The sequence below is a fragment of the Ruegeria sp. CH8 genome (assembly GCF_056536985.1).
The window spans coordinates 63285-86288 of the sequence record NZ_JBQFQR010000010.1 but is presented as its reverse complement, the minus strand read 5'-3'; the positions used below and the strand labels follow the sequence as shown (position 1 = coordinate 86288).

17 protein-coding genes are annotated in these 23004 nt (G+C 58.3%); 4 read left to right on the top strand and 13 right to left on the bottom strand.

Annotation, left to right across the window (positions count from 1 at the left end; genetic code table 11):
- Positions 1–51: 51 nt before the first annotated feature.
- From ACR0ER_RS12965 to ACR0ER_RS12950, 4 genes are all read right to left on the bottom strand, one after another.
- The gene (locus tag ACR0ER_RS12965; protein WP_480769291.1) at positions 52–2382 is read right to left on the bottom strand and encodes a fatty acid cis/trans isomerase; all 2331 of its coding nucleotides are present in this window, start codon (positions 2380–2382) and stop codon (positions 52–54) included.
- Between the two features lie 102 nt (positions 2383–2484).
- The gene (locus ACR0ER_RS12960; protein WP_480769290.1) at positions 2485–3564 is read right to left on the bottom strand and encodes a PLP-dependent cysteine synthase family protein; all 1080 of its coding nucleotides are present in this window, start codon (positions 3562–3564) and stop codon (positions 2485–2487) included.
- A gap of 78 nt (positions 3565–3642) precedes the next feature.
- On the bottom strand, positions 3643–5703 hold the full coding sequence (locus ACR0ER_RS12955; RefSeq protein WP_480769289.1) for an FAD-binding oxidoreductase: 2061 nt from the start codon (positions 5701–5703) through the stop codon (positions 3643–3645).
- A gap of 66 nt (positions 5704–5769) precedes the next feature.
- Positions 5770–6393: a glutathione S-transferase family protein gene (locus ACR0ER_RS12950; RefSeq protein ID WP_480769288.1), complete on the bottom strand. Its 624-nt coding sequence runs from the start codon at positions 6391–6393 to the stop codon at positions 5770–5772.
- 126 nt (positions 6394–6519) lie between these two features.
- Here ACR0ER_RS12950 and ACR0ER_RS12945 point away from each other — a divergent pair, with 126 nt between their 5' ends.
- Both ACR0ER_RS12945 and ACR0ER_RS12940 read left to right on the top strand, forming a co-directional pair.
- Positions 6520–7407, top strand: coding sequence for a LysR family transcriptional regulator (locus tag ACR0ER_RS12945; protein WP_480769287.1), 888 nt, complete (start codon positions 6520–6522; stop codon positions 7405–7407).
- 116 nt (positions 7408–7523) lie between these two features.
- Positions 7524–8192 (top strand): cupin domain-containing protein, encoded by a 669-nt coding sequence (locus ACR0ER_RS12940; protein WP_480769286.1) that lies wholly within the window; start codon positions 7524–7526, stop codon positions 8190–8192.
- Positions 8193–8228: 36 nt separating this feature from the next.
- On the opposite strand, the gene ACR0ER_RS12935 is transcribed toward ACR0ER_RS12940, so the two are convergent.
- From ACR0ER_RS12935 to ACR0ER_RS12920, 4 genes are all read right to left on the bottom strand, one after another.
- Positions 8229–9746: an ABC transporter permease gene (locus ACR0ER_RS12935; RefSeq protein ID WP_480769285.1), complete on the bottom strand. Its 1518-nt coding sequence runs from the start codon at positions 9744–9746 to the stop codon at positions 8229–8231.
- Positions 9747–9757: 11 nt separating this feature from the next.
- Entirely contained in the window at positions 9758–10807 is a 1050-nt protein-coding gene (locus ACR0ER_RS12930; protein WP_170330647.1) for a quaternary amine ABC transporter ATP-binding protein, read from the bottom strand.
- Positions 10808–10868: 61 nt separating this feature from the next.
- Entirely contained in the window at positions 10869–11837 is a 969-nt protein-coding gene (locus tag ACR0ER_RS12925; RefSeq protein WP_480769284.1) for an ABC transporter substrate-binding protein, read from the bottom strand.
- 34 nt (positions 11838–11871) lie between these two features.
- Complete coding sequence (locus tag ACR0ER_RS12920) at positions 11872–14187, bottom strand: DUF1989 domain-containing protein (protein ID WP_480769283.1); 2316 nt, start codon at positions 14185–14187, stop codon at positions 11872–11874.
- A gap of 105 nt (positions 14188–14292) precedes the next feature.
- Between ACR0ER_RS12920 and ACR0ER_RS12915 the strand changes: the two genes are divergently transcribed.
- Positions 14293–15315 carry a LacI family DNA-binding transcriptional regulator gene (locus ACR0ER_RS12915; protein WP_480769282.1) on the top strand — a complete coding sequence of 341 codons (1023 nt, stop codon included), beginning with the start codon at positions 14293–14295 and terminating at the stop codon, positions 15313–15315.
- On the opposite strand, the gene dld is transcribed toward ACR0ER_RS12915, so the two are convergent.
- The 4 genes from dld to ACR0ER_RS12895 form a co-directional block, all read right to left on the bottom strand.
- On the bottom strand, positions 15312–17006 hold the full coding sequence (gene dld / locus ACR0ER_RS12910) for a D-lactate dehydrogenase (protein WP_480769281.1): 1695 nt from the start codon (positions 17004–17006) through the stop codon (positions 15312–15314). The two genes, ACR0ER_RS12915 and dld, sit on opposite strands and share 4 nt — an antisense overlap.
- A gap of 18 nt (positions 17007–17024) precedes the next feature.
- Positions 17025–18176: an alpha-hydroxy acid oxidase gene (locus ACR0ER_RS12905; protein WP_480769280.1), complete on the bottom strand. Its 1152-nt coding sequence runs from the start codon at positions 18174–18176 to the stop codon at positions 17025–17027.
- 12 nt (positions 18177–18188) lie between these two features.
- A complete protein-coding gene (locus tag ACR0ER_RS12900) occupies positions 18189–20258 on the bottom strand; it encodes a TRAP transporter large permease subunit (protein ID WP_480769279.1) in 2070 nt (689 codons plus the stop codon).
- A 111-nt stretch (positions 20259–20369) separates the two neighbouring features.
- Positions 20370–21419, bottom strand: coding sequence for a TRAP transporter substrate-binding protein (locus ACR0ER_RS12895; RefSeq protein ID WP_170330661.1), 1050 nt, complete (start codon positions 21417–21419; stop codon positions 20370–20372).
- A gap of 333 nt (positions 21420–21752) precedes the next feature.
- Here ACR0ER_RS12895 and ACR0ER_RS12890 point away from each other — a divergent pair, with 333 nt between their 5' ends.
- Positions 21753–22529: a FadR/GntR family transcriptional regulator gene (locus ACR0ER_RS12890; protein WP_480769278.1), complete on the top strand. Its 777-nt coding sequence runs from the start codon at positions 21753–21755 to the stop codon at positions 22527–22529.
- Here ACR0ER_RS12890 and ACR0ER_RS12885 read toward each other — a convergent pair.
- On the bottom strand, positions 22518–22997 hold the full coding sequence (locus ACR0ER_RS12885) for an invasion associated locus B family protein (protein ID WP_480769277.1): 480 nt from the start codon (positions 22995–22997) through the stop codon (positions 22518–22520). The genes ACR0ER_RS12890 and ACR0ER_RS12885 overlap by 12 nt on opposite strands.
- Positions 22998–23004 lie beyond the last annotated feature (7 nt).

The following is a 23004-nucleotide window of genomic DNA, read 5'->3' as shown; positions in this document are numbered from 1 at the left end:
GGTGCTCGCGTGCGGTCAAGGCTTCGTGCTTAAACGCTAGGAAACATGGCCCTAATCGGGGTCATCGGTGAGCTTTGGATCTTTGTATCTGTTAAGATCCAAAATACCGGCCTGCGTCGGCTCCTGCTCTAGAAAGAGATCATAAATCCGGTCGCTTAACACCCAGAAATCTGGGCTGGTTCGGCGCACGCCGAACTCTTCCACAACAGCCATGTGGTCACTTTGCGACTGAATGGATTTTAACGCAGGTATGAAACTCTCCAACTGGCCCTGCCGGACTTGGAAATAGAAATTCGGGTAACTGCCAATCAGGCCCGGAAGAATGGTTAGGACATCTTCCTCGGGTTTGCGGCGCGCCTTTTCATCGAACAGGAAAGCCACGTTGTAATGTGCCTTGTCTCGCGCAAGCGTAAAAAACGCTATCTCTCCATCGTTTTGTTCAATCACAAGGATGGACAGATCTGGCAAGTATTTGACCCAATCTCCGACTTGACCAGCCAGATCACGCAGGGCTTCTTCGGGCTGGCCAGAGGCACACACCCCCGCAGCGCATCTATTGATCGGATCTGTGACAGGCCACAACCCGTTGCCGCGTTCCAGCAAGGTCAGGAAGAATTCCTTCTTTGGTTGGTCTGTTTCATAGGTAACTCCGGAGGGGAAACTGTCATCAACACGGCGCTGGTGCCAATAGGTATGCAGCTCTGCCAGAACACCCTGATACCAGGAACGGTGCATCTGTGGGCGGACATCAAGCGGCATGAAAGCCAGAAAAGTATCCTCGCTCTCCATCCTCAACTCGTCCATGTAAAGACGTGTGGCCAGTTGATGTTCGACCCGTCCGAACACATCGTAACCTGCTACGAGGTCATAATAGATGCGCTCGAAAATCGGGAAGTCGATGACCCAAGCGGTTTCTGGGATTCCGCCGTGAAACCCGGTCATGGCCGAGGCATTGTCGAAATGCCGGAACACCGTGATCAGAGCATTTGTATTGGTCCCATCACCATCCCAGATCGAGCTATAGTCAAACCCGGATTGATACACCGGAGCGGCCCGGTAGCGCGCATCCCTGAACTCAAGATACTCGATCTGTTTTTTGTGCGAGAACCCCTGCAGTGTGCCCAAAACACCAGCGTTGGCTTCTGTCACGGGCAAATCCAAAAACGCGGCGCCCTCCTCCAGAAAGCTTGGTTCAGTGATCGACAAATCCGCATCCGGATCGAGGAAACTGACCCAGAAACGGTCCTCGATCACGTCAACTGCGGTCTCGCCGTGGCAAACGGGGCCGCGGATAAAACTACGGACGAAAAACAGCGCATCATCCAGCAGGAACTGATACCGACTTCGTGCGGGCATCTGCATGAAAGTACTAAACGGATTGCCGCCTTCAGCGTCTCCGTAGGGTGGCAATTCGGACAAGGTCCAATCTGTGCCGAGGAACAATTGCCGGTACCGGTCCATACGATCCGGACCAAGCGTATAGACCAGATGTTCTTTGTGAACGATCGTTTCCGTGATCTGCTGTAACCGGTAATAAAACAGGTCTGCGCCCGGATCCTCGAAAGGTCTTCGGGTTGCGATTATGTCGATTTCTTCGCCCGGCGGAGTGGTCGAGCGTACGATCTGGAAGAACCGCCGAGGGTCATCGCCCTGAAAGTGCAGCCGGGCCAGAAAGAGGTGTTCGTATAGGTAGCGGCTCATTAACTGACTGCGAAGATCGTCCGCATTCAGAAACGCCTCCCACTCCGTGATCTGGGCTTTGACTCCATCCGGTAAATCGGTCGTCGCCGAGGGCAGTTCGGCACCGTTGCGGGCCCAAGCCGCAAGCACCTGAAATTCTGCCTCCGCAAGAGGTGCTGTACCATAAGGCATACCTGCAAGCGGATGGGCCTTGCTGAATGCGTCAAATTCATCGGACTTGGGACAAACCAAAGGGCGATCGATCGCAAGGCCAAGCTCAGATGGAAGGGGAGCATTGTCTGGCATGGGGTTCTGGCGGCCCAACTCAAGATATCGTTCGAGCAATCCAGCATTCTGCCCGCCAACAACCGAATAGAACCCCAGCGCCCGCCATTCCGGAACAGTCTGCGCGTCGACGCCCAACCGGGTAGGTTGGGCATCGGTCAAACGCTCGGTATGGTAAACGGCTTCTTTGCTGGCCCCTCGCAAGACACCCGCCGGTGACGTCAGTTTCAATTGGCAAGGTGCGTCGTAGCAGCTGTGGCAAACCACACAGCGGCGGTCCAAAATCGCTTTGACGTCCGCGCTGGCTTGATCTTGCATCAGGGAGGTGCCCGTTTCCTGGGCAAGCATTTCGACCGGGTAAGCGCAGAGCAAAGACATCAGCGCAGCAACCCTTAGCAACAGTCGAACTTTGTGCATCAGCCTCCCCCTGTCCGATCTTGGACTACATCCCCCGTAACCCGCCAATATCATTGCAGTTACGGGGGCGCTTAGGCAAGAAGGGCGCAGCACGACATAGCGTTAGCCGATGTGGTACCCTGGAGTCGAGCGCGAGATTTCGGATTCCTCATCCGTCATGTCTACCGAGATGTCACCAAACAACGGAGTGCTCAGGTACCGCTCGCCCGTGTCGGGCAACATACACAGGACCGAGGCGCCGGGTTCGGCCCGCTCGGCGATTTCCATAGCCACGGCAAAGGTCGCACCGCCAGATATTCCTGTCAGAATACCTTCTTGGCTAGCCAGTTTTTGCGCCCATTCGACACCCGTCGGACCGGACACAGGTATCAGTTGATCAAAGTAGCCGTTGTCGATGGATTCCTGCAGAACCGCAGGAATAAAATCCGGCGTCCAGCCCTGAATTACATGCGGCTCGAACGCCGGGTGGCTGGAGATAGGATCGTCATCCTCTCCCCTCTCGGTCGCGATACCGCTGCCCACCAACTGTGCATTTTCGGGCTCAGACAGAATGATCTTTGTTTCCGGCCACTCGGCACGCAGAACACGCGAGACGCCGGTGACCGTTCCGCCAGTGCCATACCCCGTCACGAAGTAATCCAGCCGTTCGCCGTTGAAGTCGCCCAGAATCTCCCGGGCGGTTGTTGCAGCGTGGATCTCGGCATTGGCTTGTGTTTCAAACTGTCGCGCCAGAAACCAACCGTGCTTTTCGGCCAGTTCGGCGGCTTTGCGATACATGCCAAAGCCTTTCTCCGCCTTGGGGGTCAGAACGACTTTTGCACCCAACATTCGCATCAACTGTCGACGTTCGGTCGAAAAACTCTCGGCCATTGTGACCACCAAAGGATACCCTTTTTGCGCACAGACCATGGCCAGACCGATGCCAGTATTGCCACTGGTCGCTTCGACAACGGTTTGTCCGGGTTTCAACGCCCCACTTCGCTCGGCTGCCTCGATGATATTCACGGCAAGGCGGTCCTTGACCGACCCGGCCGGGTTAAACGCCTCGAATTTCACGAAAAGATTGATGCCATCCGGCCCAAGATTGTTGATGCGGATTGTGGGCGTATTGCCGATCGTGTCCAGCACGCTGTCAAAGATACGGCCATTGCCCGAGGTGGTTCTGAGTTTTGGGTCGGTCATTGAAAATCCTCACATGATCGCAATTGCATTCCGATCTTTTGTAACCGTTGCCTTTGCCAAAGTCCCGAACCCTTTGCGCTAAAGATCCAACACGACCTCATCTGTCCCTTCGGCAGGTACAGCACAACAGATCAGAACTTCGTCCTCGGAGTGGTCCGCCGCAGGCTCAGAACGGTAGACAACCTTGCCAGCGATCTTGCGTGTCAAACAGCTGCCGCACGAGCCCGTGCGACAGGAAAAGGACGGGGTCAGGCCTTGCGCCTCTGCCGTCTCCAACAGGGTTGGGCCCCCTTTTTCCCATCGTGCTGTACGCCCGCTGGTTTCAAAACTGACCTGAGAAACGTCGGCCTCAGGCTTTATCGGGACTGTTGCATCACCGCCGTCAGAACGTCGTTTCAGTGCGGCAGGGCCAAAGCTTTCGGCGAATATCCGGTCGTCTCTTGCGCCGAGCTCGCGCAGCATATCGTAGACGGACTGCGTGAAATTCGGCGGGCCGCACAGGAAGAAATCATAGTCATCGAATGGCAGAGCCTCGCGTATCAGGTCGGGTGTGATGTGTCCTTCAACATCAAAGTCGACACCCGCTCGCGCACCCCTTTCAGGCTTCGAAATAGCCGAAATGTAACGGATATCACCATCACTCTCGGTCTCTGCCCGACGCAAATCCAGGTGAAAGGCGCGCTTTGCCACGGTCTGCGCGGCATGGAACACGATCAGTCTGCGGGTGTGACGGGTGCGCACACCTTCGTTCAACACGTGGCGGACCATCGATATCATTGGCGTGATGCCAACTCCTCCGGCGAACAGAACGGCGGGGCGGGTCTCAGCCGGATTCAGGAAGAACTGACCTTTGGGCGCTTTGACCTCAACTACGTCGCCGACTGAGAGAGTGTCGTGCAAGTGGTTCGACACGGCACCACCCGGCTCACGTTTGACCGATATCGTGTAACCGGCATCCCCTGGCGCAGAAGACACCGTGTAGGTTCGGGTCACAGGTGTCGTACCGTCGGGCTGAACACGAAGTGTCAGGAACTGTCCCGCTTCAAAAGGTAAAAGGGGTAACTCGTCCGCAGGCTCGAAGGTAAAGGACCGTATCACCTCGCTTTCATCCCTGACCGAAGCAACCCTGAGCGATCGCCACTGGCGATGCTGCATTTCGGCTTTTTGACGGGCTTCTAGCGCCTGCCAATTGTCGGCCATGAGGCTGTTGGGTGAGAATTCCTGAAACACGGCCCGGAACGGCAACGCATCATAGAGGCGAAGCCCATGAGATAGCTCAAACCGCCAGCCCCGTTCGGCCCCGTGAAAAGCCGCGATATCGGGATGGTCTTCCCCCAAAACCTCAACTGTTCCGGTCAGCATCAACATGTCCCCAGTCTGGTAATCGGGAAACAGCAGACCTGCCCGCGGGTTCACAAGAAAGTTGCCAAGCGTGTTGAAAAAATTGTTTCCGGAAAAGTCCGGCACCAGCAAACTGTTGCCTTCGACCTTGACGAACCCAGAGCGCCCACCGCGATGCGACACGTCTACACCTTTGTGTTCGGGAGTATTGGCGAAACTTGCCACGTAGAACGAGTTGGCCGTTGAAATCACTTCGCGGGACTGCGCGTCCAGCGTGGAAAACCGATCACTGCGGGGGCGAGTCACATCGGCCCCAGGTGCCCGGACAAAACTCACATCATGGGTCTGGATGTATTGCGGACAGTTTCCAAAGGATTGCACCACATCCAACGAAAAACTGTCATCAACGACATGGCGCACGGTCGCATTCATTCGATTACGGCGACGCGTGGACAGTTCGACCCCGACAACACCGATGGGTGCACCGGTTTGCAATGCAGCGCTCAGCGGGTCGTCCTCCAAGGGTCGGATCGCGACGTCCAGCCGCCGGTCATTGGGCGAACTGACAAATCCCGGCCTGCCTGATACCATCGATGCCCAGGGCCAACCGTCGGAATTGACGCTGCCCAGGACAATGAAAGGCAGTTTGCCAAAGAACTCCCGATGCTGATCCGGCATGTAGGGGCGGATAAAGTCCCGACCCATCTTCTCGACCTTTTCGCGTTTTCCCACGCGCGACTGCATGGCTCGTTCGCCTGCGTGAAAGGGTGATCTATCGACGGTTACAGGATCATTCATGGCAGACCTCACTTGTCAACGAGCAGGGGGCCGGTTGCACCGAAGCGCAACCGGGCAGATTCAGGGTCAGGCGGCGTGCAGACCAGCCGCCGTGCGAGGCATCGGAACAAAGCCATCCAACGCCTCGATATTGGTCAGCAGGCGACGGACATTCGTATAGGGTTCCAGTGAAACGCCGCCCTCGGGCGCGTGCGCGGTGTAGCTGTAGATCGCGACGTCGGCGATAGAGGGCGCGTCACCGACCAACCAGTCGCGCCCCTCAAGATGTGCGTCCAGCTTGCCCAGAACCTTGGCGGCGGTGGCATGGGTGAAGTCGACATCCAGCGGAGCATTGAACACGGTGATCAGCCGCGCAGCGGCGGGACCAAAGGCAATCTCACCCGCGGCGAGGGTCAGGAACTTCTGCACCTCGGCCTCAAGCACCGGGTCGGTCGGCAGGTAGGACGGCGCGTATTTCCGGGCTAGATAAACGAGGATGGCGTTGCTGTCGCTGACAACCACGCCACCATCTTCCAGCACCGGCACTTGGCCTGCGGGGTTCAGCGCCAGAAAGGCCTCAGTCTTGTGTTCACCCCCGGCCAAATCAACATCGATGACATCGTGATTGATACCGGCAAGGTTGGCGAACAGAACCGCACGGTGGGCATGACCGGACAGCGGGAAACTGTGAATTCGTATAGCGTTGGACATTTGGTAGCTCTTTCTCTGACTGATTGGGTTCGGCTGAAGGTCAGCATCTGAGCACCAGACTTAGTTTGAATTCCATTTGGCGATAATATATCAACTTGGAGAATTACTATGAACGTGGTGTAGATAATGGATACTGTTCAAGGCATGAAGGCTTTCGCGGCCGTGGCAGCGCATTCTTCGTTCACCGAAGGGGCGCGGCAGGTTGGCATCAGCACCAAGCTGGCCAGTAAATATGTCGGTCAGCTCGAGGATCGACTGAACGCCCAGTTGTTTAATCGCACCACCCGCAGCGTCACCCTGACCGATACTGGGCGGGCATATTACGAACGTTGCCTGCCCCTGCTGGAACAGTTCGATGAGCTTGAGGGCCTGGTCCAGCAACGCCAAACCGAACTGGCGGGCCGTATCCGGATCACCGCGCCAACCGGGTTTGGATCTGCGGAACTGATCCACCTGCTGAAACCGTTTCAGACCAAACATCCCAAGGTCTCGATCGAGCTTCACCTGTCAGATCATCACGTCCCCATGGTCGAGGAAGGCTATGATCTGGCCATTCGCTTCGGCGTCCTGAAAGACTCGAACCTCGTGGCACGCAAGCTAATGGACATGCGGATCGTGTGCTGTGTCTCGCCGGACTATCTGGCGGAATTCGGAACCCCGAAAGACCCCGCGGCGCTGGCCTCTCATAACTGCCTGCTACAGACCACCGGCAACACCTCTGATCATTGGACCTTCAAGGGACCGGACGGCGCGTATTCGGTTCCGGTGTCCGGCAATTTCCGGGCCAACTCGCCGCGTGCTGTGGCCCACATGGCCGCAGACGGTTTGGGGATCGGACGCATTCCCCTGTACACCGCGCAGCCGTTTCTGGATGCAGGACAGTTGCAATTGATTTTTGAGGCGCAGGAGGCGGTATCCGTCGGCCTCTATGCCGCCTACCCGCAGAACCGCCACCTGACCGCTCGGATACGAGCGTTGATTGACTTTCTGGCGGCGCAACTGCGCGAGACCTGACATTCTGTCTTTGCGCCAAGGTGGAAATACTCGAACGTCCGCCCCATCTTCAGGAATGGCGTGCAAAAAACGGCACGCGCCGATCACGACCCCATACGTCGAAAGGAACCCGCCTTATGGAACTCAACTCGGATTTTTCTTCCCGCGTCGTCGTTCACTCTGACCAGCTGGAGTGGCAAGCATCGCCCATGAAAGGCGTGGACCGGCGCATGTTGGACAGGATCGGAGGCGAGGTTGCGCGTGCCACCACCATTGTCCGTTACGCACCCGGCAGCAAATTCTCGGCTCATACCCATACCGGTGGTGAGGAATTCATCGTGCTGGACGGCGTGTTTCAAGACGAGCACGGCGATTTTCCGGCCGGGACCTATGTGCGAAACCCGCCGACATCGCAGCATACGCCGGGATCGGAACCCGGTTGTACCATCTTCGTAAAACTCTGGCAGTTCGACATGGATGACCGTACGCAGTTCCGCAAAACCATGGCGGATGAGCTATCCGCACCGTTAAACGGCGTCGCCACCGCGATCCTTCACGAAGACGCCCGCGAAGTGGTCACCTATAGCCATCTGGACGCGGGCGCGCCCCTGTCATCAAACGCACCCGGCGGGATCGAGGTTCTGATCATCGACGGCTCGATCACCACCGAACAAGATGTTTTGAACACAAACGACTGGCTACGTTTGCCCGAGGGCCAGACCCTGTCGGCCACCGCAGGCCCCGACGGCGCCAAGGTCTGGATGAAAACCGGGCATCTTCCCTACGCCCGGGCGCCGAAGGTCTAGTTTGCGCCCGTTGTCGTTGCGAGTCTGAGTGAACCCCTATTTCTTGCCGGCCACGATCCGATCCAGGATCAGCGCGCAAAACAGGATCGCCAGACCGGCAAGAATGCCCTGCCCAGCGGCCGCGTATTGCAGCGCTTCCAGAACGTCCTCGCCCAGCCCCTTGGCCCCGATCAGCGAGGCGACAACGACCATCGCCAGCGACATCAGAATGGTCTGGTTCACCCCCGCCATGATGGTTTTGTGCGCCAGCGGCAGATCCACGCGCCACAACAGGTATCGGGGCGTGGCGCCAAAGGCCAACGCAGCCTCGCGTACGGTTTCCGGCACCTGTTGCAGGCCCAAAACGGTGAACCGGATGACCGGAGGGCTGCCGAATATCATTGTCGCAACCACGCCCGCCGGTTTGCCTGATCCGATGAAGGCCACCACCGGGATCAGATAGACGAAGGACGGCATCGACTGCATAAAGTCCAGAATGGGCCGCACGATTGCAAAGGCTCGCGGACGGCGGGCGCAGTAAATCCCCAGCGGAATGCCCAACGTGATCGAGATCAGCGCGGCAGCCCCCAGCAAGGCAATTGTGGTCATCGCCTTTTCCCAGAAATCCAGGAGGCCCAGATAGGCCAGCGCCGCGCCGGTGAAGATCGCCACGCGCGCGCCAGCAGACAGGTAAGCCAGCATGATGATCACCAGCGCCACAACCGGCCAGGGGGTATCGACCAGAACCACCTCGATCCAGTCCAGCAGCGTACGCATCCCATAAGTCAGCCCATCGAAGAAGCCACGACCGGCAGTTTTGGTCCATTCGAACACCGCCTGGACGCCATCACCCACGTTCAAACGCCAGTCGCGGTTGGTCGGGAAGGTTTTCAGTACCGCCAACGCATCAGGCTGCGCAAACTTGATCATTGAAAGGATCACCACAACACCCGTCAGCACCGAGGCGACGACAAGGCGGGTCATCGACCATCCATTTGCAACGCTCGTGTCCGAGCGCCAGCGCGCAAATTGTCCTTCCAATGTCCAGTTGGCAAGCGAAGCGGCCAGAAATTTCACTGCCAGCAGCAAAGCGATCCCAATCGCCAGATAAGTCAAGCCGGTTGAATCGGCACTCTTTGCAGCGTCTTGCGCCCCAGCCAGTGCGCCTTCCAACGACTCTGCTGCACGTTTCAGAGAATCCAATGACGCCGCACCCGACTGTTCCGCCGCGGCGATCTGCTGCCGGCGCAGCTCCAACGTTTGTTCGATCTGCTCGGCGCGTTCGCGGAACTCGCGCCCCAGATCACCGAACAGGCCCAGCCCGATCTGGATATAAGCCAGCGTTTCGAGCACCAGGAACCCCAGAAACCAGGACCACAGTCCGCGTGCGCCAAACCAGATCGGCCCCAGAACCGCTGCCGCCTTGTTCAGGGTAAAGCGATAGCCGGGGGCCTGCATCATGTAGGCAAAGGTCTTTTGGTAGTAGGCCTGACCCTGCCCTACGAATTCTCCGATCAAACCATCCAGACGATCTGCGGTTTCGGGTTTGATCTGGTTTACGTCTACATGTTTCATGTTCGCCCCCTTCACGCCTGACTGTCCTGAATGGCGCGGATCAGACCGGCCCTGTTGATCACGCCCACTGTCTTGCCATCCTGTGTCACCGCGACGACGCCATGACCGTCCACGCAGAGGTTCATCAGATCGGACAGATCCATATCCGGGTGCGCCTCTTTTGCGTCATCGGGGACTTCGCCGTGATGCGCCTCGAATTCATCCACCGGCTTCATCACCGCATGGGCGAAGATCATGTTAAGTTTGGAAATACCGGCAACAAAATCAGCGACATAATCATCGGCGGGATTCAGAATGATCTCTTCCGGAGTACCGATCTGCACGATGCGCCCGTCCTTCATGATCGCAATCCGATGGCCGATACGGATTGCCTCATCCAAGTCATGAGTAATGAACATCGTGGTCTTGTTCAGCTTGTGACTCAGGTCCATGAACTGATCCTGCAACTGTTTGCGGATCAGCGGATCAAGGGCCGAGAACGGCTCGTCCATCAGCAGGATTTCAGGGTCGGCGGCGATGGCACGGGCAAGGCCCACGCGCTGTTGCATCCCGCCCGACAGCTCATGTGCGTACTTATCTTCCCAGCCGTTCAGTTCCACCAGTTCCAGAACCCGATCAGCCTCTTCCCAACGACGGGCTTTGCCGGTTCCGCGTATTTCCAGCGGCATCGCAACATTGTCGCGCACAGTGCGGTGGGGCATCAGGCCGAAATTCTGGAACACCATGGCGACGCGGCGGTTGCGCAGGTCACGCAGGCCCTCGTCATTCAGGCCCATCACATCATCGCCGTCCAAATAGATATGACCGTCCGTCGGCTCCAGCAGGCGGTTCACATGACGTACGAGGGTTGATTTGCCCGAGCCCGACAGGCCCATGACGCAGAACAGCTCACCCCGTTCAATCTCGAAACTGGCATCGGCCACACCGACAACGCAGTTGAACCGGTCCAGCACTTCGGCCTTGCTCAACCCCTCACTGTGAATGGCGTTCAAAGCCTCCTGCGAGCGCGCGCCGAATACTTTCCACACGCCTTTTGCGTCAATTGCGATATCCGCTGTCATACTGGCCCCGCCGCTGTTGAGTGTGTCTGGCAGCGCCCCCGGCCCCGGGGGCGCGCTGGTGTCAGTTGGTGGTTAGACCAAGCCAACCATCCACGGTCTCCCCGTTGGCGGCGATCCATTCCGCCACGACCTCATCTGTGTCGCGCCCCTTGACGACGACCTCATAGGTCAGGCCGCTCAACTGCCCCGCGTCCATGTTGATATTGGCAAGGAAAGAAGCCGCCGCCGGGTTGCGCTGTTCCAGCGACTTGGAGTGCGCCACGGTGACGGTTTTCACTGGCTCGCCCGTACTGACATGCGATTTGTTGTACCAATCGGCATCCTGATCGGGCTGCACCATCTTGTAGGTGGCCGCGTCATGCTCGGGCTCTTCCAGAATGGTCACGTCATACAGCGCATGAACGTAATGCGGCGCATAGCAGTAGAAGGCCGCGCCTTTTTGCTGGTCGATCTGATCCTTCAGCCGCGAATAGAACACGGTTTCATCTTCGGTGGTCGGCGTCAGGAAGGTCTCGATCCCGTAATCGCGCACCCGCACCTTGAACGTGTTGGTCGAGGCCCAGCCCGAGGCACCCACCCAGACCTCGCCCATGCCATCGCCATCGGAATCAAACAGCTCCTGCGCCATGGGCGTGGCCAGATCGTAGATGGACTTTATGTTGTGATCCTCGACCATGTAGTTCGGCACACAGATCCCGGCACGGCCCTCATAGCTGCCCGAGGACAAAGCAACGGTGCCTTTCTGGTCGACATATTCATCGGTGAAGGAGGATTGGTTCGGCAGCCAGACATCAGGATGCACATCAATATCCCCCCGCCCGCCATCCATCGCGGCAAAGATCACCGCATTGGCACCGGGGGCATAGCCGACCTCGCCGCCCAAGCGGGTTTCGATGACCTGACCAATCACCCGGCTCATGATCTTGGCACCGGGCCAGCTGGGCTCACCGACCATGACTTTGTCTTGGGCCATCGCCCCCGTCGCACCCAGAGCCAACACCAGAGTTGCAGTAAGTGTAAGTTTCTTCATGTTCAATCTCCCGTTGGGTTAAAGTTCAAGCGCGTCAGGCGCGCGCCCGCTTGCGTTGCGGGTCTATGAATGGAATGTCTGTGACGGTGGCCCCCAGCCGCTTCATCCGCCCGTCGAGTTGGCCAATCTCAAGCCGGGTGCCGTTCTCCGCGTGCTCGACCGATAGCCGCGCCATGGCGATTGCGTGCTCTAGCATGGGCGAGCGAGTGGCCGAAGTGACCAAACCCACCTGTCGTTCGCCCGCAAAGACCGGAGCATCATGGGCAGGGACATCGTCACAGCCGATCAGCAACCCTTTGAGCACCCGGCGCGGTTCGCGTGCGTTGCGCTCCAGCGCAGCTTTGCCAGTGAAATCGGATTTCCTCAGATCGACGGCAAAGCCAAGCCCGGCCTCAAAGGCATCCACACCCGGCGCGAATTCCGCGTTAGCTGCAGCCAGCCCGGCCTCGATCCGGATGATGTCCAGCGCCGCCGAGCCCATCGGGGTGATCCCGAACTCTTCACCCGCCGCCATCACCGCATCCCAGATCGCAACGGCATCGGATTTAGAGCAAAAAACCTCATACCCCAGCTCGCCGGTATAGCCCGAGCGCGACAACATGAACGGCGTACCCTCGCGGTCGTTCAACCGCGCGATAGTGACGCCAAACCATTTCAAATGGTCCAAGGCAGGTACATGCGGCTGGGTAAAGGCGATTTTACGCAACAGGTCGCGCGATTTCGGCCCCTGAATTGCAAGGTTCGGCATCGCCCCCTGCAACGTATGGACACGCACCTGCAGACCGCGCTCCTCTGCCAGTGTCTGCAAAGCACGCCCGCTTTCTTCGGACCCGCAGCACCAGCGGAATATCTCGGGCGCGAGCCGGAACAAGGTGCCATCGTCGATGACCGAACCGCTCTCGTCACACATCAGCGAATAAGATCCGCGCCATACCGGCAGTTTCGCGACGTTGCGCGTGGTGGCCAGCTGCATCAGAGCCTCGGCATCCGGACCGACGATATCGAATTTACGCAGACCGCTCATGTCCTGCACGGTCACCGCCTGACGACAGGCCCAGTATTCGCCCAACGTGCCATGGGCAGGATAGCTGACCGGCGCCCACAGATCGCGCGCAGGGGCGAAATGCTGGGTCAGCGGGGCCAAACGGTCATGAAACGCAGACTCCTGACTGATCGACATGGGGGCATCTTCCTTTTCGCGATAGGCCACCGCGCGGCGGATCGGTGTTTCAGGGCGATAGATGCGCACATGCACATCCGTCGGGTTCCAGCCATTGATCGGATCGATGTCATCGGGACAGGCGGTCGAGACGCAGACCAGATCCTCAAGCGCACGCATGGTGACATAGTCTCCGGGGCGCGAGTGGGATTCTTCGGTCAGGATGTGATGGGTTGTCGGATCGATCCACGTGTTCCAGAAGAAGTTAATCGCAGGCCACGCCGCCCGCCGCGCCACCCCATAGGGTGCCAGCGCGTTCGACATGTTGTCAGAGCAATTCAAATGGCCGGGAAAGCCCCGATCCTCGTATCCCCGTGCGGTGCACGCGAGACCAAATGTGTCATGCCGCCCGCAAGTATCCTGCACAACGTTCAGCAGAGGCCGCATCTCACGGTCGAAGAACTTGTCCAGCAATCCGGGGCCGGGATAGGCGCGGCGCACCATCGACCGGGTCGCGGTCGAGTCGATCATCCACTCTTGGTCTTGATCCAAACCGTCGGACCGCAGCGCCATGAAGTCGGAACATTGCTGTCCTTCGACATCAATAATCTGAACGAATTCCCCCGCCTTCAGCTCATAGGCGATGGCGCTGCCCCGCGGCACGGTGAATTCCTCCCGCGTGTCACCCAGCAAAACAGGAAGATGCGGACTGTCCGTCGTTGCAGGTTTATGCCGGATGGTGATGCAGCCGGTATTTGCGCCCTTGATCAAACCCGCAACCGGTACAGGCCGAGTTGCCCAGACAGTTACCTTCTGATCCGCACGCAGGACTAGCGGCTCAGTAGTCTGAGCCAACCGATAACCGGAAACCGGCAGTGCCCCACCCTGCGCCTCGATCCAGCCGACGAAGCGGGCGCTGTCGAATTCGGCGCAGTCGATCTGTGTGTTTGCCGCCAACCCCAGAGCTTTCGGCGCGGCCTGCCCGTCATCGGTGAACACCAAAAGATCCAAAGGCTGCTCCACGCCCTCCAACGAAAGCAAATCCCCCGGCAACATCGCCAACCTGACCGTCTCACGCGGGGCTAGCTTATGGGTCCGTGTGCCCGAGGCCTTGGGGAACCCCGGAAACCGGCGGCTTGGGCTGTCAAACCCGGCATTCGTAAACGCATGTAAGACCGAAGATCCCTGCATGGCGACGTCAGATTCTCACTAATGTAACTAGTTACAGAGGTTGCTGAAACTAGTTACATATGTCAACTCTTTCTTGAAAGATCCCAAAAACGGACACAAAATCTGGTGACGCAAAAAGCCCCCGAGCCCAAAAAACGTGCAAATCTCAGAGATGTAGCCAAGGCAGCCGGCGTATCTGTCGCCACGGTATCCCGGGTCCTGAATGAGCCGGGCGTCGTAAAGAAAGACACGCTGGAAAAGGTTCAGGCCGCAATTGCCCAGTTGAAATTCGTTCCCAGCGCCGCCGCGCGGGCAATCAACTCCGGACGGACCCGCTTTGTCGGAGCGTTGGTGCCCACTCTGGACAACGCGATTTTTGCCCGATTCCTCGCCGCCCTCGAACGCACGCTGTCTCAGCACGACCTGTCCCTTGTTGTGGCCACTACCGACTCGGACCTGGAAATCGAGGCCGAAAAAGCGAAAAGTCTGGTGGATATCGGGGCCGAAGGTCTGATTATCACGGGTGCCGCGCACAGCGCAGCACTTCATGATCTGATCGAGCGGACAATGCTGCCGACGATCATCACCTCTTTCTACGACACGGAAAACCCGCTGCCGACCATCGGATACGACAACGCGGGCGCAGCGCAACTTGCCTTGCGGCATCTGATCGATCTGGGCCATCAGCGCATTTCGGTTGTGCATGGCCCGATCCATGACAACGACCGGACCCGCGCGCGTCTGTCAGGCCTGCGCGCCCTGCCCATGGCCTCAGAGCTGACGACTTTCGAGACAGATATCAGTCACCAAGGCGGGGCGGACGCTGCCAGACAGATTTGCGCCATGCCGCAAAAGCCGGATGCCATCCTATGTCTGTCGGACGTGGTTGCGCTGGGTGTCCTGTTTGGGCTTCAGGCCGAGGGCGTTTCCGTGCCCGGTGATGTGTCACTGGCCGGCATCGACGATCTGCCCAGCTCCGCCGTTGCAGTGCCCCCGATCACAACCGTGCATCTACCCGTGACCCAAATGGGCGAACGTGCTGCAGTCGCACTCGCAGACTGGATCGCGGAACAGAAAAGACCTGGCCCGGAACGGCTTGAGGCGCGATTGGTCGAGCGGCAATCGGCCATTCGGCGCAATACCGGTTAGGAGGCACTGTCCTCGCCGTAATTGCGCGCCTTGGACATCTTGCCAATGCCGGGGTTGAACGAATTGGTCGGGTCGCAACATTTGTAATGCGCCGCCAGATCGGGCTTGGCCTTGTAGAGGTGCCCAACATTGTGTTCAGCCGGATATTCGGCGCCGCGCTGATCGAACAATTCCAGCATCGCGGCTTTCAGCTTTTTTGGATCAGCGCCTTTCTTGACCACATAGTCCTGATGCATCACGTGGCACATGAAGTGGCCGTAATACAATTTGTGAACCAGTTGGTTCTCGATCTCGGGTGGCAGTTTCTCAAGCCAGTCCTGATCGTTTCGGCGCAGCGCGACGTCCAGGGCGATGATGTCTTCAACCTCATCGGCATGGATCGCCATATAGCGCACGGCGGCGCCCGCAGCGGCAAAGCGATGCAGACCTGCAATCTTGGCCTCGCGCGCGGTGCACTCGAAGAAATCCGCATCGCGGCCTTTGAGGAATTCGGGCAGCCAGTCGCCTGCCTCGACGATGCCGTCATCCTTCATTTTGAGGATCAGGTGATGTTCATAGCGGTCACGGAAGTCCACCATCCGTTTCGGCAAAACCCGCGGCCAGATCGAAACCGCCGCCTGCATGAAACGGTCGGTGAAGTTGCGCAGGAACGGAATGCGCCGAAGCCGCGCATCGACTGCACCTTTCATGGCAAAGAACATCGGCAGCCGGTCGGTGCCCAGCTTGTCGATCATAACAACCGTGTCTTTCCCATAGCGCGCCGTAATGTCGAACACCTCACGCTGCATGTATTCGGCTGAGACCGGCAGGGAGTTGAACTCGGACAGGATATGCCGCCGCAAGGCGGCCAGATCATCCGGGCTGTTGCTGCCAATAAAGAAAACCTTTTCGGCTGCGTTCTTGGGAAAGGTATCCAGCCGCACGGCGAACACAGCCATCTTGCCCGCCGACCCGGCGGATTCGAACAGCTTGGCCTTGTCCGCATTGAATCGCGCAGGCGTTTCGGCATCCACGTCCCGAACGATCTGCGCATAATCGCTGGCCGAGGCGCGCTTGTTCGTGGCTCCCGGATTACGGTCGAACTTCCCGGCATCCAGACTGGTCAGAATCTCTTCGGGCGTGTTGCCCAGATCAATTCCCAGATGGTTGACCAGTTCCAGTTCACCTGCCTCGGTGATCTGCGCGTAAACCGACAGTTCGGTATAGACCGGCCCGCGCTCAACCAGCGATCCGCCCGAGTTGTTGCACACGCCGCCCACAATCGAGGCGCCGATGCACGAAGACCCAATCACCGAATGCGGCTCTCGTCCCATCGGGGCCAGCAGTTTTTCCAGCGCAAACAGCGTGGCACCGGGAAAGCTGACGATCTGCTCGCCATTGTTCAATGGCACCAGAGTGTCCATCCGCCGCGTATTGATCAGCACCACGTCGCGGTCATAGCTGCCCGATGGCGTCGAGCCTTCGGTCAGGCCGGTATTGGCCGCCTGCATGATGACGATCTTGTCGGCGGCCACACAGGCCTGCAGCACTTTCCACTGTTCCAGCAGGGAACCGGGCTGGAGGACACATAACGCCTCACCCTCGCCCGAGCGAAACCCGCGACGAAACCGCTCTGTCGCGCGTTCTCCGGTCAGGACGTGGCGCGACCCAACGATGGAACGGAAATGTGTGATCAGTTCATCATTGGTCATAGCAGTCCTCGTAACGGTTTAGGTAGTGCGGAAGCGAATATTCTCGCGGCTCAGTTGGTCAACGCTGGTAACACCCATCAGTTTCATGTCGCGCTCGATCTCTGCCCGCATCAGGCCAAGGGCGCGCTCTACACCCGCCTGCCCTGCTGCGGCCAGTGGATACAGATAGTGCCGACCCACACCCACCGCCTTGGCGCCCAGCGACAGGGCTTTCAGAACATGGGTGCCGCGCTGGATACCGCTGTCCATCATCACGTCCAGCTTGTCACCGACCGCATCGACGATCTCGGCCAGTTGGTCGAAAGGCGTGCGCGAGCCGTCCAGCTGACGACCGCCGTGGTTGGACAGAATGATGCCGGTGCAGCCGATTTCAGCCGCGCGTTTGGCATCCTCAACGGTCATGATGCCCTTGAGGCAGAACTGACCGTCCCAGTCGCGCACCATCTGCGCTACGTCATCCCAGTTCATCGACGGGTCGAGCATTTCGGTGAAGTAACCACCAATCGAGCTGGCACCACCACCCATATCCACATGCTCATCCAGTTGCGGCAGGCGGAATTTCTCATGGGTGACATAGTTGATCCCCCACATAGGCTTAATTGCGAACTGGATCATGCCGCCCAGCGTGAGGCGGAACGGGATCGAGAAACCAGTGCGCAGATCACGCTCGCGGTTGCCGCCGGTAATGCTGTCGACGGTCAGCATCATCACCTCGACACCGGCCTCTTTGGCGCGCTGCATCATGGCCGAGTTCAGGCCGCGATCCTTGTGGAAGTAAAACTGGTAGACCTGCGGGTTCTTGTGTTTCTTCCGCAGCTCTTCCAGCGACACGGTGCCCAGCGAGGACACGCCGAACATGGTGCCGTATTTCTCGGCCGCCGCCGCAACAGCGCGTTCTCCCTGATGGTGGAACAGGCGCTGCAAGGCGGTGGGCGAGCAATAGATCGGCATGTCCAGCTTTTGCCCCATCACGGTGACGGACATGTCCACGTCCTTCACCCCGCGCAGGACCGAGGGCAGCAGATCGCAGCGGTCGAACGCGTTGGTGTTTTCCCGATACGTGACCTCATCATCGGCTCCACCGTCGATGTAGTTGAAGATCGGCCCCGGCAACCGCTGTTTGGCCAGCCGCCGGAAGTCGTGGAAGTTGTGACATTGGTTCAAACGCATCACGAAAGCTCCTTAATAGGCGACCGAAGGCAGCCAGGTGGCAAGGGTCGGCCACAGGAAGACCAGCGCCAGACCGGTCAGCTGTAGCAGCACGAAGGGGATGATGCCCTTGTAGATATGCGTCAACTTGATCTCGGGCGGGCAGACGCCTTTCAGGTAGAACAAGGCAAAGCCAACAGGAGGTGTCAGGAAGCTGGTTTGCAGCGTCACCGCAACCAGGATCACGAACCAAACCAGCGCCGGCTCATCCAGAACGCCAAAGCCGGGGATGTCGATGCCAAGGCCGTTCACGATCGGGCGCATCAGCGGCAGCACGATCAGCGTGATCTCGATCCAGTCCAGCACAAAGCCCAGCAGGAAGACGATGAACAGGATGAAGAGGATCGTACCATTGGCGCCAAAGCCGGTGGATTGAACGACATGTTCGATCAGCTCATCCCCGCCCAGTTCGCGCAGAACATACGAGAACACGGTCGCACCCAGGAAGATCGCGAAGATGTAAGCGGTGGTGTTGAAGGTCGAGACCAAAACGTTCCACAACTTAGCAAAGGTCAGCTTGCGATAGCCTAGCGCCAGCAGCGTCGAACCAAGTGCACCGATGCCCGAGGCTTCGGTCGGCGTGGTCAGACCCGCGAAGATCGAACCCAGAACCGCAAGGATTAGCATCAGCGTCGGGATGACGGCGATAAGCACGTCCTTCACAGCAGCCCAGTCGGGGGCTTTCGCACCTTCCGGCACCGGGGCCGCGTCGCGCTTCACCAGTGCAAGGATGAAGATGTACGTCAGATACAGGCCTCCGATGATCACACCGGGGAAAACCGCAGCCATGAACAGATCCCCGACAGACAGGGCCATCTGGTCGGCCATGATCACCAGCATGATCGACGGCGGGATCAGGATGCCCAGCGTACCAGACGCCGAAACCACACCTGCCGCCAGCGTCGGCTGATACTTCTGCTGCATCATCGAGGGCAGCGACAGCACACCCAGCAGAACAACAGATGCACCGATAATGCCGGTCGAGGCCGCCAGAATGATCCCGATCAGGGTCACAGTGATCGCCAGACCACCGCGAACGGTGCCGAACAGGCGCTGCATCGAGGACATCAGACGCTCGGCCACACCGGATTCGTCCAGCATCAGGCCCATGAAGATGAACATTGGCAAGGCGACCAGCACCGCGTTGGACATGGTCGCATAAACCCGGTTCACCACCGCACCGAGGGTCAGGTAGTCGAGACCAGTGAAGGTGCTCTCAAGCCCCGTCCACAGCATCAGATCGTTGTCGAATAGATATGCGAGACCGCAATAGGCCACGCCAACACCGGCCAGAACCCAGGCCACCGGGTAACCGGTGAACAGAAGCGCGATGAACGTCAGGAACATCGCGATGACCAGCTTTTCCTCGGTCGTTTCAACAAGGAAGGTCAGCCCGACACAGACGGCGGCAAAAACGGCCAGCACCAGCAGGATACGACGCAGCGACGCGCCTTCGCGCTCGGACGCCGGTCCATACATCAGCGCGTGCCCGTCATGGATCAGTCGCGCCAGAGCGGCCAGCGCCAACAGCACGAAACTGATCGGAATGACCGCCTTGAACGCCCAGCGAGCAGGCAGACCGGTTGGGCTGTCCGACCGTTCGTTGACGCGGAAGCTTTCGTAGAAATAGTCATATCCCTGATCGATCATCAGATAGATGAACGGGGTCAGCAGGGTCAGGATGCCGATCACCTCGATGACCCGCTGCGCGCGACGCGAAAGTTGCATATGCAGCACGTCCACACGCACGTGGCTGTCCGTGATCAAGGCATAGGAAATACCGATCATCGTGACGATGCCGTAGAAATGCCACTGGATCTCATCCAGTTTGGGGTAGTTCTGGCTGAACAGGTAGCGCAGCGAGACCTGGGTGAAAATCGCGCCCATCAGCAGCACGTTCGCCCACATGACCACATGGCCGATGGCCTTTACGCCAGAGTCGATGGCGACGGCGATCTTCTGACGGTCTGTCTCGGGGTGCTCCAGGATGCCTTCATAGGCTTCGACCGGATCGTTGAGGTTCTTTTGGCTGGCCATGGTCATTCCTCGCTCAGCAGCCCGGCATGCAGGCAGCGATTGGTTAGAAATTCCGAGTATAAAGAAAAGGAGCCGGAGCAGCGGTTGCAGCCGCCCCGGCGTCGTCAGTTAGGGAGGTTACTGACGAGGGAGAAAAGCGTTCGTTTTCCAGAGGTCATAACCGTCACGGAACTCGTTCATGTCGGTCAGAACCTGTGCAAAGAAGGCGTCGTTTGCGGCTTCTTCAGCGGCAACCTCGTCCCAGGTTGCACGGAACGTATCCAGCATCTCGGGCGACCACTGCTTGATGGTGACACCGTTGTTTTCAACGTTGTCGATCAGAGCGGCGTGCTGAATGGCTTCGCCTTCGGCAAAGCTGTCCGCCATCGAGGCCTTACAGGCGTTTTCGATGATCGCTTTGTGCTGATCGGTGGCTTCGTTCCAGACGTCCTTGTTGATCAGCAGTTCGAACACGGTCGCTTGCTGGTGCCAGCCGGGGAAGTAGTTGAATTTCACCAGCTTGTGGAAGCCCAGACGCGCGTCGATGGCAGGCATTGAGAACTCGGTCGCGTCAATGGCGCCTTTTTCCAGTGCAGGGAAAATCTCACCACCCGGCAGCAGCGAGGTCGCAACGCCCAGTTTCTGCATCACTTTGCCGCCCAGACCAAAGAAACGCATCTTCAGGCCGTTCAGGTCTTCGGGCGAGTTGATCTCGGTTGCGAACCAACCCGAGGTTTCGGGGGCGATGATGGCGCAGGGCAGCACGTGCACGTTATAGCCTGCCTGATCGTACATCTCCTGGTACAATTTCAGGCCGTTGCCGTAATACATCCACGCCATGTATTCGCCGGCTTCGGGGCCGAACGGAACGGCCGAGAACAGCGGCGCAGCCGGGATTTTACCCGCCCAGTAACCGGCAGTGGTGTAGCCCGAGTTGATCTTGCCGGTGGAAACGGCATCCAGAATTTCAAACGGCGGAACCAGTTTGCCCGGCTCATAGACTTTCATCTTCAGCGTGCCACCCGACATCAGGTCCAGCTGTTCGGCCACGCGCGGGATCGGCGAGCCAAGGCCTGGCAGTTCTGTCGAGAATGCGATCGGGGTTTTCAGCAGCAGCTTGTCAGCGGCTACAGCGGGTGCGGCCAGCAGGCTGGCGGCTACGGCGAGGCTCGTCAGGGTCTTCTTCATGAAATCTCCTCCAGGTTGGTCAGGGCAACTACCCCAATCAGTGGCGCAGGCTCTTCCAGCGCCCTTCCGGTGGTAAACTAACTTTACCAGTCATAACCAGTCAACAAATTTGTTTACCACTGGATTTGCAGCTCTCGCGCAACAAGCCCTCGAAAGTGAATCAAACTAAGGCATCCAGAAGCCCGTAGAAAGCTAGACTTGCGTATTTTTTTATATTTTCATTGAATTACGCCCAACATCACTGCTGAATACGTTTGCTTGAAATTTTGACCAACATGGTTATATTTATTTACCAGTAACTCTTGATCTGACACCTAGCGGAGGCGCAGCGCCATGAGCCCTACGGCGATTTTTGAACCGGTTGGACACGAATCGCTGGCCGAAGCCGTGGTGGCACAGATCGAGGATCTGATCGCGTCGGGCATCCTGAAACAGGGCCGCAAACTGCCTTCGGAGCGTGATCTTGCGGAAATGCTGCGGGTCTCCCGACCAAAGCTGCGCGAGGCTCTGGCGGTTCTGGAAGAACGCGGCCTTGTCACCACTCAACATGGCGAGGGCACTTTTGTTGCTGCCCTGACCGGGCAAGCGATGATGCCTGCGCTACTGGCACTTTATGAACGGCACGAGCCCGCCTTTTTCGACTATCTCGAGTATCGGCGCGAGCAGGAGGGTTTCGCCGCCCGCCTTGCGGCAAGACGGGCAACCAAGGCCGATAAAGAACGAATTGCAGAAATTCTGGCCGAGAACGAGCGCGCATGGGAGGCAAATGACACCAAAGCCGCCCAGGTGGCCGATTTCGCACTGCACACGGCAATCGTGGATGCCAGTCAGAACGCGACGCTGATCCACATGATGGCCTCGATCTATGAACTCACGCGCAAGGGTGTTTTCTACAACCGCGATTTCCTAAAGACGATTGACGGCACCGGCGAGCAGCTTTTGGCCCAGCATCTGGAACTGGGCAAAGCCGTGATCGACGGAGACGAGGAGCGTGCGGTTAAGGCAGCAACCGATCACATCGACTTTGTGGAAGCGTCCTTCAGATTGGGAATCGAGCGTAATCGCCGTGAAGCAATGGCTGAAAAACGCCGGATGCTCTCAGGGCAATAGATCAGAGATTTTGCTGAACCCCGCCAGATCGAAACCGAAAGAGATCGGGTCCCCGACCCGGTTTTTGCCTTCGATTGTCAACTGATCGCCAGCCCGCATCGCTGACATCCATTCCGGCGAGACAGGGGAACGGGCAAAGCAGCCTTGCGCTTCGCAGGTCAGGAATTCAAGGCGCGCAACTTCCGTGCCATCTACTTTGGCGACCAGCCCTTCGGAAAACAGCAAACCAAACGGCAGGGTTAGCACGGTCTCGGCTTCCTCTTTCCCTGCGGGTTTCACAAATGCGATCGAAGTAAGCCTTTGATTGTTTTCCGTCAGAACAATGCTCTGAGTCATTTCGCAGATCAACTCGGACCCGTTGACCAGATTGCTGCAATTGACTGACCAAAGTGGCGCATTGTTTTCTTGCGCGGCAAGCGGGAATGCCAAGCCCAATGAGGCCCCCAAAGCGCAAATCCAAGTTTTCATACTGCTG